The 13,339-nt window shown below is 41.3% G+C and carries 13 protein-coding genes; all 13 read right to left on the reverse strand.

All coding sequences use genetic code 11. The annotated features are described in order from the left end of the window. Positions 1 to 792: a phosphatidate cytidylyltransferase gene (locus ERX29_RS05760; RefSeq protein WP_133443746.1), complete on the reverse strand. Its 792-nt coding sequence runs from the start codon at positions 790 to 792 to the stop codon at positions 1 to 3. A 2-nt stretch (positions 793 to 794) separates the two neighbouring features. Then, entirely contained in the window at positions 795 to 1,541 is a 747-nt protein-coding gene (locus ERX29_RS05765; RefSeq protein ID WP_133443747.1) for an isoprenyl transferase, read from the reverse strand. A gap of 164 nt (positions 1,542 to 1,705) precedes the next feature. After that, positions 1,706 to 2,263 (reverse strand): ribosome recycling factor, encoded by a 558-nt coding sequence (gene frr / locus ERX29_RS05770; protein ID WP_133443748.1) that lies wholly within the window; start codon positions 2,261 to 2,263, stop codon positions 1,706 to 1,708. Between the two features lie 16 nt (positions 2,264 to 2,279). Continuing rightward, positions 2,280 to 3,002, reverse strand: coding sequence for a UMP kinase (pyrH, locus tag ERX29_RS05775; RefSeq protein ID WP_133443749.1), 723 nt, complete (start codon positions 3,000 to 3,002; stop codon positions 2,280 to 2,282). Positions 3,003 to 3,169: 167 nt separating this feature from the next. Continuing rightward, on the reverse strand, positions 3,170 to 4,054 hold the full coding sequence (tsf, locus tag ERX29_RS05780) for a translation elongation factor Ts (protein WP_133443750.1): 885 nt from the start codon (positions 4,052 to 4,054) through the stop codon (positions 3,170 to 3,172). A gap of 133 nt (positions 4,055 to 4,187) precedes the next feature. After that, the gene (gene rpsB / locus ERX29_RS05785; protein WP_133443751.1) at positions 4,188 to 4,976 is read right to left on the reverse strand and encodes a 30S ribosomal protein S2; all 789 of its coding nucleotides are present in this window, start codon (positions 4,974 to 4,976) and stop codon (positions 4,188 to 4,190) included. Between the two features lie 151 nt (positions 4,977 to 5,127). After that, on the reverse strand, positions 5,128 to 5,901 hold the full coding sequence (gene codY, locus ERX29_RS05790; protein ID WP_133443752.1) for a GTP-sensing pleiotropic transcriptional regulator CodY: 774 nt from the start codon (positions 5,899 to 5,901) through the stop codon (positions 5,128 to 5,130). A 14-nt stretch (positions 5,902 to 5,915) separates the two neighbouring features. Next, positions 5,916 to 7,289 (reverse strand): ATP-dependent protease ATPase subunit HslU, encoded by a 1,374-nt coding sequence (gene hslU / locus ERX29_RS05795; protein ID WP_133443783.1) that lies wholly within the window; start codon positions 7,287 to 7,289, stop codon positions 5,916 to 5,918. A gap of 24 nt (positions 7,290 to 7,313) precedes the next feature. Next, entirely contained in the window at positions 7,314 to 7,844 is a 531-nt protein-coding gene (gene hslV, locus ERX29_RS05800; protein WP_133443784.1) for an ATP-dependent protease subunit HslV, read from the reverse strand. Between the two features lie 20 nt (positions 7,845 to 7,864). Further along, complete coding sequence (gene xerA / locus ERX29_RS05805; protein WP_243719991.1) at positions 7,865 to 8,737, reverse strand: site-specific tyrosine recombinase/integron integrase; 873 nt, start codon at positions 8,735 to 8,737, stop codon at positions 7,865 to 7,867. 58 nt (positions 8,738 to 8,795) lie between these two features. Continuing rightward, positions 8,796 to 10,097 carry an FADH(2)-oxidizing methylenetetrahydrofolate--tRNA-(uracil(54)-C(5))-methyltransferase TrmFO gene (trmFO, locus tag ERX29_RS05810; RefSeq protein WP_133443754.1) on the reverse strand — a complete coding sequence of 434 codons (1,302 nt, stop codon included), beginning with the start codon at positions 10,095 to 10,097 and terminating at the stop codon, positions 8,796 to 8,798. A gap of 180 nt (positions 10,098 to 10,277) precedes the next feature. After that, complete coding sequence (gene topA, locus ERX29_RS05815) at positions 10,278 to 12,353, reverse strand: type I DNA topoisomerase (protein ID WP_207999171.1); 2,076 nt, start codon at positions 12,351 to 12,353, stop codon at positions 10,278 to 10,280. A gap of 91 nt (positions 12,354 to 12,444) precedes the next feature. Continuing rightward, positions 12,445 to 13,299, reverse strand: coding sequence for a DNA-processing protein DprA (dprA, locus tag ERX29_RS05820; RefSeq protein WP_133443756.1), 855 nt, complete (start codon positions 13,297 to 13,299; stop codon positions 12,445 to 12,447). Between the last annotated feature and the right edge of the window lie 40 nt (positions 13,300 to 13,339).

The following is a 13,339-nucleotide window of genomic DNA, read 5'->3' on the forward strand; positions in this document are numbered from 1 at the left end:
CTAACCTTGAAAGTTAATTAATAAAATGTTCATCAGTGGCAGTACGAAGATGAAGCTGTCGAAGCGATCTAAAATACCACCATGACCTGGCAGCAGCGTACCTGAGTCCTTTACATCAAAATGGCGTTTCAAGGCGGATTCGACAAGATCTCCAAGTTGTCCGAACATGCTGAGCAGCCATGTCACTATTAGCAGTGGCACAAGGCTGAGCGGCATATCATAATAAATACTGAATATAATGGCAACAAGTGTACTGCTTAAAATACCGCCGACAAATCCTTCTATCGTCTTGTTAGGACTGATTTCCGGCCATAATTTATGCTTTCCGAACAGACGACCGAAAATATACGCTCCTGTATCCGTCAGCCAGACAATAAGTAGCGCGAACAGCAGAAAATGCAGTCCTGCGTTATTCCGCGTTTCATAGAAATACATAAAACCGATTCCTACATAAGCAACAGCAAGCATACAGAATGCTGCATCTACAAAGGTAAACCTGTTCTTTGAGACAACTGTAAAGCTCAGCAGTATTAAACTCATGACGATAAGAAACGGTACCTGATACTGCATCTGGACAAGTTCGCTGCGCTGTGGCGACATAATCAGACATAAGGCAATCAAACTGATGATTCCTGGCAGCGAATACAACTTGATGTGTTTCATGTTCAATACTTCTTTCAGTGCGACGATGGCCAGTAAATAAGCTAAAATCAGCACAGGCCAGCTGCCGTAAATAACAATTGGCAGAAAAATAGCCATAGCAATAATGGCTGTGATTGTTCTTGTTTTCATTCTTACAGTCCCCCAAATCGGCGTTGACGGTTATTATAAACTTCTATCGCATGATCAAGATCCGCTGCAGCGAAGTCAGGCCAGAATTTATTTTCGAACACAAATTCACTGTATGACGTCTGCCAAATGAGAAAGTTACTGAGTCTTTCTTCACCAGACGTTCTGATCAGCAATTCTGGATCAGGAAAATGCTTCGTAAATAAATATTTGCTGAATAGTTTCTCATCAATGTCACTGAGCACAAGTTGATCGTCTTTATAGTCTGCAGCAATCATTTTCACAGCTGACACAATTTCCTTGCGGCCTCCATAATTCATAGCAAATATAAGTTTTAACCCAGAATTATACTTTGTCTGTTCCTTCGCTTCAAGCAATGCATGTTTCGTATGATCCGGCAATTGATCGATAAATCCAATTGACTCCACTTTGACATTGTTGTCAATTAATTCAGGTAAAAATGATGATAAAAAATCACCAGGCAGCTTCATTAAATAATTCACTTCATCTTCTGGACGCGACCAGTTTTCAGTAGAAAATGCATATAATGTCAAATACTTAACCCCGATATCACTTGCATGACGGGTAATTCGTTTCACCGTCTGCATCCCTTCGTAATGACCTTTTACACGTGGCATTCTACGCTGTTTAGCCCAGCGGCCGTTACCATCCATAATGATTGCGATATGCTTAGGTACAGATGGATGAACGTGTTTCTCTAATGAAGAACTTTTCTTGAATAAATTAAACATACGTTCCTCCAGCTATTCATATTACTATTTCTTTATTCTATCATAACCCATAATTGAAGTCGTTATTTTTATTAATATCACTATAAGCAAAAAAAGAAGCTGAGATACGTCTTTCTTTGAATTGCATTCAAAGATCAATGTAGCTCAACTTCATTCATTTTGATTTAGACTGCCATGATATCACTTTCTTTATTGTCTGTCAGTGAATCAATTTTTTTGATGTAGTCATTAGTTAAGTTCTGAACGTCTTCAGTGAAACCTTTAAGATCGTCTTCTGTCAGTTCACCCGATTTTTCAGCTTTTTTCAGTGCGTCATTGGCATCACGACGGATATTACGAATAGCTACTTTAGCGTTTTCCGCTTCTTTCTTCGCTTCTTTCACCAGTTCTTTGCGGCGTTCTTCTGTTAATGCCGGTACAGTAATACGAATGACATTTCCATCAGATGTCGGATTCACTCCAAGGTTGGCCTGATTAATCGCTTTTAATATATCATCAATGGATGATTTGTCATAAGGTGATACAACTAACATTCTAGCTTCCGGCACTGAAATACCAGCCAGCTGCTGCACCGGTGTATCTGCTCCGTAGTAATTAACTGAAACACGATCAAGCAAATTAGCACTTGCATTACCTGCACGAATGCCGGCGAAGTCACGTGTTAAACTATCGATACTTTTAGACATTTTGTCTTTTGTTTCATTAATAATTGCTGTCGTCATTATTATTCTCCTATCATTACTTAGTGATCGTTGTGCCGATAACATCGCCTTTTACAGCGCGTTTGATGTTACCTTCCTCCATAATTGAGAATACCACGAGCGGTATATCATTGTCCATACAGAACGAACTTGCTGTGGAGTCCATTACCTGCAGACCTTCCTGCAGCATCTGGATATAAGTCAGTGACTCATACTTTTTAGCTGTCGGGTCAAGTTTAGGATCAGCTGAATAAACACCGTCAACATTGTTTTTGCCCATCAGAATAACGTCCGCTTCCATTTCAGCTGCACGCAGCGCTGCAGTTGTATCAGTTGAGAAGTAAGGGTTACCGATACCAGCTGCAAAGATCACAACACGTCCTTTTTCAAGGTGTCTGATTGCACGTCTTCTAATATAAGGTTCAGCGACCTGTTGCATTGCAATTGATGTCAGTACACGAGTGTCGCAGTCCAGCTGCTCCAGACTATCCTGCAGTGCCAGTGAATTCATGACAGTAGCAAGCATCCCCATATAGTCGGCTGTACCACGGTCCATTCCAAGGTCACTGCCTGTCTTGCCGCGCCAGATATTTCCACCGCCAACGATAACTGCTATCTCACAATCCATTTGAGCGACTTCTGCGACTTGTTTCGCAATATTTTTAATAATCACAGGATTGATACCAAATCCTGCTTCTCCTGCTAGAGCTTCTCCACTTAACTTTAATACGACACGTTTATATTTAGATGTTTCAATCAATTGTGATCGCCCTTTCAGAATTTAATTTTTTACTTCTTTACTGGTGAAAGAAGCGCCCAAAACTATATGTATTATATCAGTAATCACTTAAAAAGTTAAACTGTTTTCATGGTCATTCTCTAGTTTTATGTAAAAAAAGGGACACGACTTCTCGTGTCCACTATAACTTAGTTTCCTTTAATCTGACCCATTACTTCATCAGCGAAGTTATCAGAACGTTTTTCAATACCTTCTCCGACTTCATAACGGACGAACGATTTCAATGTGCCGCCTTTTGATTTTAAGAATTCAGCAACAGTCTGATCCGGATTCTTAACGAACGGCTGATCTACTGCACAGATTTCTTCAAGATACTTACGAAGACGACCTTCTACCATTTTCTCAACGATATTTTCAGGTTTTCCTTCATTTAAAGCCTGCTGTTTAAGAATGTCTTTTTCGTGCTCTAATTCTTCAGCAGAAACTTGTTCACGAGAGACAAATTTAGGATTAAGTGCTGCGATATGCATCGCGACGTCTTTAGCAGCAGCTGCATCAGTAGAGTTTTCAACGACTGCAAGAACACCGATACGTCCGCCCATGTGTAAGTATTCGCCGAAAGCATCTGCATCTGTTTTAGTCGCTAAAACGAAACGACGTAATGTTAATTTTTCACCGATTGTTGAAATCGCTTCGCTCATTTTATGTTCAACTGTGTTACCATCAGTCATCGTTGAAGCCATCAATGCATCAACGTCCGCTGGTTTAGTTGTTAAAATGTGATCTGCCATATCTTTAACTAACGCTTGGAATCCTTCGTTACGAGCAACGAAATCTGTTTCAGAGTTTAACTCTAAAAGAACAGCATCGTTACCGTTAGAAGCAACAAAAGTTGTTCCTTCTGCTGCGATACGGTCTGCTTTTTTTGCTGCTTTCGCGATACCTTTTTCGCGCAGGTAGTCTACTGCTGCGTCGATGTCACCATTAGTTTCAGTCAATGCTTTTTTGCAGTCCATCATACCTGCGCCAGTTCTTTCACGTAATTGTTTAACGAGTTGTGCTGAGATAGCCATGAATAAATTCCTCCAGATAAAAGTTATATGTTCACAATTTCATCATACTAAATTGCATGACGAAAGGCGAAAAATTTAATTGATTACTTTTAAAAAAGGTGATAAGACATTCAACTTATCACCTTTTTTATAATTAAGCTTCAGTAGTTTCTGCTGGTGCTTCTGTTGTTTCTGTAGTTTCTGCAGCAGGAGCTTCTGTTAAATCGATGTTCTGCTCTGCAGCAACTTCTTCGTTAGAAACGCCTTGTTTAGCTTCCAGGATTGCGTCAGCCATTTTACCTGTTAATAATTTAACGGCACGGATTGCATCGTCGTTAGCTGGGATAACATAGTCGATTTCGTCAGGATCACAGTTTGTATCAACGATACCAACGATTGGAATGTGTAATTTTTTTGCTTCAGCGATCGCGTTACGCTCTTTACGAGGGTCAACAACGAAGATTGCTGACGGCATAGATTTCATGTCGCGGATACCGCCTAAGAATTTGATCAGACGATCGTATTCTTTTTTAAGTTCTACAACTTCTTTTTTAGGAAGAACGTCAAAAGTACCGTTTTCTTCCATTTTTTCGATTTCAGCAATACGTTTAACACGTTTGTTGATAGTTTTGTAGTTAGTAAGTGTTCCACCTAACCAACGTTGGTTGATGTAGAACTGACCTGAACGTTCAGCTTCTTCTTTAACTGATTCCTGCGCTTGTTTTTTAGTACCGACGAAAAGAACAGTACCGCCTTCTTCAGCAACAGATTTCATGAAGTTATAAGCTTCTTCAACTTTCTTCACTGTTTTTTGAAGATCGATGATGTAAATACCATTTCTTTCAGTGAAGATGTATTTCTTCATTTTTGGGTTCCAGCGACGTGTCTGATGACCGAAGTGAACACCAGCTTCTAACAATTGTTTCATTGAGATAACTGCCATTTTAATTTCCTCCTAGTGGTTTATCCGCCATTACAGGCAATTTTGACAACAGCATGGGCTGCACCAATCAAAATACTTAACTGTAATGTGTGAATTAGCTCATTTGAGCCGTTTATTAATATATCATAATAGAAGAAAAAAAACAACCATTTTAATGGCTGTTTTCAAGTTCTTCAAGGAACTGTTCCTTTTTAATTTTGATGAAAGTCCCTTTCATTCCTAATGAACGGGATTCAATGACACCGGCACTTTCCAGTTTGCGCAGGGCATTGACGATGACTGAGCGCGTAATACCGACACGGTCTGCAACTTTCGAAGCAACGAGCAGCCCTTCTGAGGCATTTAATTCTTCAAAGATGTGCTCAATCGCTTCTTTTTCAGAGTACGATAGTGAATTGATCGCCATCGTAATCGCTGCTTTATCACGTGCGACCTGCTCAATCTCAGTGTGCTTCTCTCTCAAAATTTCCATTCCAACGACTGTCGCCGCATATTCACCGAGAACTAAGTCGGTATCGTCAAAGTCTTTGTCTACACGACCAAGTACTAGTGTTCCGAGGCGATCACCGCCACCTTTGATCGGGATAATAGTCGTCTGACTCTCTTTAAATAAATCTTCACTTTCTGGTGGAAATACAGTCAGCCGGTTTGATAATGGAATGTTTGATTCTGTTCTATCCACTTCTGACAGCCAGTCAGTATATTCTTTAGGAATTTGACGCTCCTCAAGCATTTTAATAATACGTTCATTCTTTAAAAGTTCATTGACGCCGAATCCTAAAATCTTCCCTTTTCTCGAAACGATAAAGACATTGGACTGCATCGTTCTACCGAGATGGTCAGCCATATCTTTAAAGTCAACGGCCAGACCTTTGTGTTCCTGTAATAATTTGTTGATTTCACGAGTTCTAGTTAATAAGTCCATCTTGATTCTCCTCTTTATAAGATAAATTCACTTAAGCTCTTGTTTTTTGAAATTGAACCAAGTTTTGATTCAACATACTGCTTAGTTATTTCTACATGCGCATTCGGCATTTCTGACGCTTCAAAAGATAAGTCTTCAAGCATTTTTTCAAGAATCGTATGAAGGCGTCTGGCACCGATGTTATCTGTTTCCTGATTCACTTCGTAAGCAATTTCAGCGAGACGTGTAATAGCTTCATCTGTAAAATTAATCGTTACATCTTCTGTTGCCAGCAGACTTTCATACTGCTTCAGTAAAGACTGCCGCGGTTCACGCAGAATTTTTTCAAAATCCTGAACCGATAACTTATCCAGTTCAACTCTTATCGGAAAGCGCCCTTGAAGTTCAGGAATTAAATCGCTTGGTTTAGAAACATGAAAGGCACCTGCACCGATGAACAGTATATGTTCAGTGTTCACTGCACCATATTTCGTCTGAATCACACTACCTTCAACAATCGGCAGAATGTCCCGCTGCACACCTTGACGCGATACATCCGGTCCACTGTTGGAGGAACCGGCAATTTTATCTATCTCATCAATAAATACAATACCCATCTGTTCAGTCAGCTGTATCGCTTCCTGATTGACCGATTCCTCGTCAATCAGTTTTGAAGCTTCTTCATCCACTAGAATAGGACGAGCCTTTGCGACAGAAAGACGACGCTCTACTTTCTTCTTCAGCATCATCTGACTCAGCATATCCTGCATATTATTTTCCATGCCGGGCATATTGAACATCGGGGCGTCCTGTTCCACTTTGATGACAATCTCTTCATTCTCGAGCAGTCCTGCCGCGAGCTTTGAACGGATATCCCGACGTTTAGAACTGATTTCCTCTGTTACTTCCTCATCGTCGGTCTGATCATTAAAACTCGGAAACTGGCCGCCGAACAGTGATTCTAAAGGATTACTCTGAAACTGCTGCTTCTTTTTCATCGCAGGCACAAGTAGCTTAACGAGCCGTTCTTCTGCCTGCTGTTCAGCTTCAATGATGACTTCTTTCTTCTTCTCTTCTTTGACAAGCCGAACACCGTTTAGGACAAGATCACGGATCATACTTTCAACATCGCGTCCGACATAACCGACTTCTGTATATTTAGTTGCTTCAACTTTGACGAATGGTGCACCGACAAATTTTGCAATACGTCTTGCGATTTCTGTCTTTCCGACTCCGGTCGGACCAATCATCAGAATATTCTTCGGAATAATTTCCTGCTGCAGATGTTCGTCCAGCAGCGAACGTCTATAACGGTTGCGGAGACTGATCGCCACTTTCTTCTTCGCTTCTTCCTGACCCACAATATATTGATTCAGTTCATTCACAATTTCTTTTGGCGTCATCTTCATCTTAACGTTCAATGTGATGCCTCCTTATAATTCTTCAACGATGATGTTGTGATTCGTAAAGACACAAATATCAGCAGCTGTCTCAAGACTAGCCTGAGCAATTTCTTTTGCTGTGAGGTGCGATGCATGCTTTTTGAGTGCACGTCCCGCACTCAGTGCATAGTTACCGCCAGACCCGATAGCTATAATATCATCATCAGGCTGAATCACTTCGCCCGTACCGCTGACCAGCAGTAACTCATGGTCATTCATCACAATTAACATCGCTTCAAGCTGACGCAGCATTTTATCTCCCCGCCATTCTTTAGCAAGTTCAACGGCTGCACGTGATAGATTTCCATCATATTCAAAAAGCTTTGCCTCAAATTTCTCAAACAAGGTAAACGCATCGGCCACACTACCAGCGAAACCTGCGACAACCTGATTATCGAACAATCGTCTGACTTTCTTCGCAGTCGCTTTCATAATCACCTGTTCACCGAGCGTCACCTGACCATCGCCACTCATTGCAGAGCAACCATTATGTCTAATTGCAAATATTGTTGTTGCATGCATTGCCAATTGTTTCCTCTCCTTTATGCACGAGGATGTGCATTCAAATACGTTTGTCTCAGATGTTCTTTTGTAACGTGAGTATATCTTCCTGTCGTCGATAAGTTAACATGTCCGAGCAGATCCTGAACCGTTCTGAGATCGGCTCCTTCATTTAGCAGATGGGTCGCAAATGTATGACGCAGTTTGTGGGGATGAATGTCCGAAACACTTCCTGCCCGCTTGATAATCTGATCCAGCACGTATCTCACACCTCGTGCTGTCAATGGACCCCCTCGGTTGTTAACCAGGAGATAATGATGGTCACGGACATACTGCTGTCTTAAAGGAAAATAATTGCGGAGACTTTTCAGCGCAAAACTTCCAAAAGGTACGATTCGTTCCTTATTACCTTTACCGAGCACTTTAATGACCATCATTTCTTCATCTATATCTTCAAGCTTCAAATTCACAAGTTCAGAAACGCGGATTCCTGTTGCATAGAGCAGTTCAAGTATGAGTTGATCTCGCTTATGAAACGGCTTCCCTTGGTCAATCTCTGCAAACAACTGAGACATTTCTTCTTCATAAAAAAATGCCGGTAAATACTGGTCCTTTTTTGGATGAATCAACGCATCAAACGGATTAACTTCATCTTTATCAAGCTGGACAAACCGGTAGAACGTTTTCAGACTGGATATTTTACGCGAGACAGATGTACGCGTTAGTTTTTTTTCATATAAATAGACTAAATAACCTCGTGCCTGCTGATAACTGAACGTTTCCAGTGTCAGACCTTCACGGTTTAAATAGTCTATAAAAGAACGGACATCATTGTCATAAGCGGTGAGGGTGTGGATAGAGAAATTCTTTTCATTCTTCAAGTATGCATTGAATGCACTAATCTGCTCTTCCACTTTCTCACCTCCAGTTATCTGAATTGTATCACAATTCAAATTTCTTTGACAATCAATATTATAGCGTGACCTTAAATTGCTCCAAGCTGTCAAGCGCTCGTTCAGCAAGAGCCTCGTAACGCTCTTTCTTGTCTTTAATACGTTTCTCGAGTGGTGGCAGCAGACCGAAGTTCGCATTCATCGGCTGAAAGTTCTTGCTGTTTGTATGAGTGATATAATATGCCATTGCACCGATCATTGTTTTTTCAGGGAATGTAATCGGCTGGACGCCTGATAATAATTTAGCAGCGTTAATCCCTGCAATGAGTCCGCTTGCTGCACTTTCGACATAACCTTCAACGCCAGTCATTTGTCCGGCGAGGAAAAGATCATTCTTCCCTTTGAACTGATATGTCTGCTCAAGATTAGTCGGTGAGTTGATAAATGTATTACGATGCATCACACCATATCTGACGATATCGACATTTTCAAGACCAGGAATAAGGTTCAGCACTTCTTTTTGTGCGCCCCATTTCAAATGTGTCTGGAAACCAACGATATTATACAAAGTGCCGGCTGCATCGTCCTGACGCAACTGTACGACAGCATACGGACGCTCGCCAGTCTTAGGATCTTCCAGTCCAACCGGCTTCATCGGACCGAACAATAACGTCTTCTTACCACGGCGAGCCATCTCTTCAAACGGCATACAGCCTTCGAAGTAAATTTCTTTTTCAAAGTCTTTTAATGGCACGACTTCAGCAGCAGTCAGCGCTTCATAAAAACGGTCAAACTCCTCTTCTGTCATTGGACAGTTCAAATAAGCCGCTTCACCTTTGTCATAACGTGATTTTAAATACACTTTGTCCATATCGATCGATTCTTTCTCAACGATAGGCGCTGCAGCATCATAGAAGTAGAGATGATTTTGACCGGTCATTTCCTGAATGCTCTTAGATAAATGCTCAGTCGTCAGTGGACCTGTTGCTATAATAGTCGGGCCATCAGGGACTTCATTGATTTCTTTATTGATTACCGTGATGTTCTCATGATTTTTCAGCGTGTCAGTAATATAGCCGCTGAATTCATGACGGTCGACGGCCAGAGCACCGCCTGCAGGTACACTTGCGCTGTCAGCAGCTTTAATGATCAATGAGTCCAGACGGCGCATTTCCTCTTTCAGTACGCCGACACCATTGGTCAGTGCATTTCCACGTAATGAGTTAGAGCAGACCAGCTCTGCAAATTTGTCTGTATGGTGGGCAGGCGTCTGCTTAACAGGACGCATTTCATATAAGTTCACTTTGATGCCGCGTTTCGCCAGCTGATAAGCCGCTTCTGAGCCGGCAAGACCTGCACCAATTACGTTAATCGTAGTCATTGTAATTCCTCCTTGTATCCTCACTGATTGTAATATATTCTGACTATTAAATAAACCATTAAATACTGAGTAGATATATCGTTCGTATTACGAATAATTCAGCTGATAATATTATAATCACTCAAAAAACCCGTCTGAAGAGAATAGAATTCTCACTCAGACGGATTATTATCAGATATTTTATTGTGCTTTCTCTTCATACTCGCATTTCGGGCATGCCACTTGCATCGTCTTGCCTTTCTTTCGTTCAACGAGCTTAGTTTCGCACTTCGGACATTGACGTGCAACGGGTTTATCCCATGATATATAGTCGCATTCCGGGAAGTTCGTACAGCCATAGAAAATTCGGTTTTTCTTCGATTTACGTTCAACTACTTCTCCGTCATTACATTTCGGACAAGGGACACCAATTGATTTGACAATGGCTTTCGTATTACGGCAGTCAGGGAAGTTGGAGCAGGCCATGAACTTACCATAGCGGCCCATCTTAATAACCATCGGCGAACCACATTTCTCGCAGTCTTCACCTGCGGGTTCATCCTTGATTTCTATCTTCTCCATCTCAGCCTCTGCACGGTCGACGTGCAGTTTAAAATCACCGTAAAATGTCTCAATGACTTTCTTCCATGTGATCTCACCATTTGCTACTCGATCAAGCAATGCCTCCATGTTCGCTGTAAAATCTACTTCAACGATTTCCGGGAAGTATTCTTTTACAGATTCATTGACAATCAAGCCAAGCTCCGTCGGATAGAACTTTTTCTGGTCGATTTTCACATAGTTACGTTTAGTAATGGTGTCAATCGTCGGAGCATAAGTTGACGGCCGGCCAATTCCTTTTTCTTCAAGTGTTTTAACAAGACGCGCCTCTGTATAACGTGGTGGCGGTTGCGTGAAATGTTGATTTTCATCAATATTTTTCGCTTTGACTTGATCGCCGACAACGAGTTCAGGAAGCCTGTTTTCGCCTTCTTCTTCAGTATCGTCTTGCCCTTCTACATAGACACTCATAAATCCTTTGAATTTTACTGTCTGACCATTTGCACGGAACTTAATAGGTCCCTGTACTAAATCAACAGCAACTGTATCGATGACTGCTGCTGCCATCTGGCTTGCCATAAAACGTTCCCAGATAAGTTTGTATAATCTTAGCTGATCTCTCGACAAGTAAGCTTTCATCTCATTAGGCGTTCTTAGAGCGGACGTCGGACGTACTGCCTCATGGGCATCTTGAGCACCTGATTTCTGCCCGGCTGCTTTACGTTTAGATAGATACTGTTCACCGAACTGATCCTTAATATAGCCTGCTGCTTCTGCTTTCGCAGTATCTGATATCCGCGTGGAGTCAGTTCTCATATAAGTAATCAAACCCACTGTCCCCTGTTTCTTCAGGTCGATCCCTTCGTATAACTGCTGAGCAAGCATCATTGTTTTACGGGCTTTAAAGTTCAGTTTACGCGCTGCTTCCTGTTGCAGACTTGATGTTGTAAAAGGATTAGCAGGATTTCTCAGCTTTTCCTTTTTCGTGACATCTGTCACATCAAATTTGTCTGATGTCAGCTGCTTAACAATTGCTTTGACATCATCCGCTGCTTTCAACTTTGTCGGTTTATTGTTTTCATGAATGAATTTCGCTTTAAACGTCACACCTTTATGTTCAAACAATCCATCGATCGTCCAGTATTCCTCAGGTTTAAAAGCATTGATTTCTTCTTCGCGGTCAATAATCAGCTTAAGTGCCACAGATTGAACACGGCCCGCTGACAGACCTTTTTTAACTTTCTTCCATAGTACAGGTGAGATGTTGTAACCAACAAGACGGTCAAGCGCACGTCTTGCCTGTTGAGCATCTACCAGCTCGTGCTGAATCGCACGGGGCGTTTTAAAACTCTCTTTCACTGCATCTTTCGTTATTTCATTGAAGACCACACGTGACTGTGCGTTTTCGTCTATATCCAGTAAATGTGCTAAATGCCAGGCAATCGCTTCACCTTCGCGGTCTGGGTCACTTGCCAGGTAAACATGTTTAGCTTTCTTCGCATGTTTTTTCAGTTCCTGTACAACGGGTCCTTTACCACGAATTGTAATATATCTCGGTTCAAAATCATTTTCAACATCAATGCCCATCTGACTTCGTGGTAAGTCTCTCACGTGTCCCATAGAAGCAATGACCTTATATTTTTTTCCCAAATATTTTTCAATGGTTTTTGCTTTTGCAGGCGATTCAACAATGACAAGATTTTCTGCCAATTGTATCTCCCCTTTAGATCAAACTTTTTCGTATTCAAGTGTAAATGATAACGGTAGCTTGGAATAGTTGTCAATTAATAAATGTTAAAACTTGTCGTTATGTGTAATCTTCGAGAATATCACTGACCGATAGACATACCTTTGCTCCTTCTGAAATTCTTAAGTTACAGCCTTCAGAATAAATACTGGTAATCGGTCCTGGCAGGCAGTAGACGTTACGGTTCTGGTCAAGAGCCTGGTCACATGTGATTAAGCTGCCGCTCCGTTTTTTCGCTTCAGTTATTAATGTTCCCTGACATAATCCGCTAATAATTCTGTTTCGTTCCGGAAACTGCCATGGACGCGGGCTTATGTGCGGTGGATATTCACTGATCACTAAATGCTGCTGTTCTAAATACTTCCTGAGCAATGCAGTCTCCTCAGGATAGTGTAAATGATGACCAAATCCAAGTACACCGATTGTCTTACCGCGGTTCTTGATCGTTATCACATGAGCATCAGAGTCCGTTCCTTTAGCCAGACCGCTGACGATAACCATATTACTTTGAACCAGCTCGGGTATAAACTGTTCTAGAACCGTTGTCGTATAATCCGTCCGTTCTCTCCCACCTACTACAGAAAGAAAGTTTTCCTCATTTAAGTAAGACAGATTGCCTTTACAGAATAACACAAATGGATAATCACATATTTCAAACAGTAGTCTCGGATATTTCTCTTCATTATAATAGACAGGTGTTATCCCTTTGTCATTTAACTCGCTTTTTAGCGACTTGATATCCATCGTCTGCAACCGTCTCAGTTTGTCGTGCATCCTGGAATCATTAAATTCGAGCAATAAAGACTCATATTTTAAGTTGATATAATTGAAACAGCCGAACCGCTCCTTAAAGCGATGTAGCTGCGCTGTAGAAAATCCTGCATATATCATCTTTAAAATCATATCTTGATCCATCTTCTCACCTCAACTTTATGTTAATGAGGAGATGTTTAGC

Source organism: Macrococcus lamae (assembly GCF_004359545.1).
Classification (GTDB): Bacteria; Bacillota; Bacilli; order Staphylococcales; family Staphylococcaceae; genus Macrococcus; species Macrococcus lamae.

Bases quoted from the DNA above. Each gene is read 5' to 3' on its own strand.
- frr (WP_133443748.1), bottom strand. From the start codon at position 2,263: ATGACGACAGCAATTATTAATGAAACAAAAGACAAAATGTCTAAAAGT.
- codY (WP_133443752.1), bottom strand. From the start codon at position 5,901: ATGGACTTATTAACTAGAACTCGTGAAATCAACAAATTATTACAGGAA.
- rpsB (WP_133443751.1), bottom strand. From the start codon at position 4,976: ATGGCAGTTATCTCAATGAAACAATTGTTAGAAGCTGGTGTTCACTTC.
- dprA (WP_133443756.1), bottom strand. From the start codon at position 13,299: ATGGATCAAGATATGATTTTAAAGATGATATATGCAGGATTTTCTACA.
- hslU (WP_133443783.1), bottom strand. From the start codon at position 7,289: ATGAAGATGACGCCAAAAGAAATTGTGAATGAACTGAATCAATATATT.
- ERX29_RS05765 (WP_133443747.1), bottom strand. From the start codon at position 1,541: ATGTTTAATTTATTCAAGAAAAGTTCTTCATTAGAGAAACACGTTCAT.
- trmFO (WP_133443754.1), bottom strand. From the start codon at position 10,097: ATGACTACGATTAACGTAATTGGTGCAGGTCTTGCCGGCTCAGAAGCG.
- tsf (WP_133443750.1), bottom strand. From the start codon at position 4,054: ATGGCTATCTCAGCACAACTCGTTAAACAATTACGTGAAAGAACTGGC.
- hslV (WP_133443784.1), bottom strand. From the start codon at position 7,844: ATGCATGCAACAACAATATTTGCAATTAGACATAATGGTTGCTCTGCA.
- ERX29_RS05760 (WP_133443746.1), bottom strand. From the start codon at position 792: ATGAAAACAAGAACAATCACAGCCATTATTGCTATGGCTATTTTTCTG.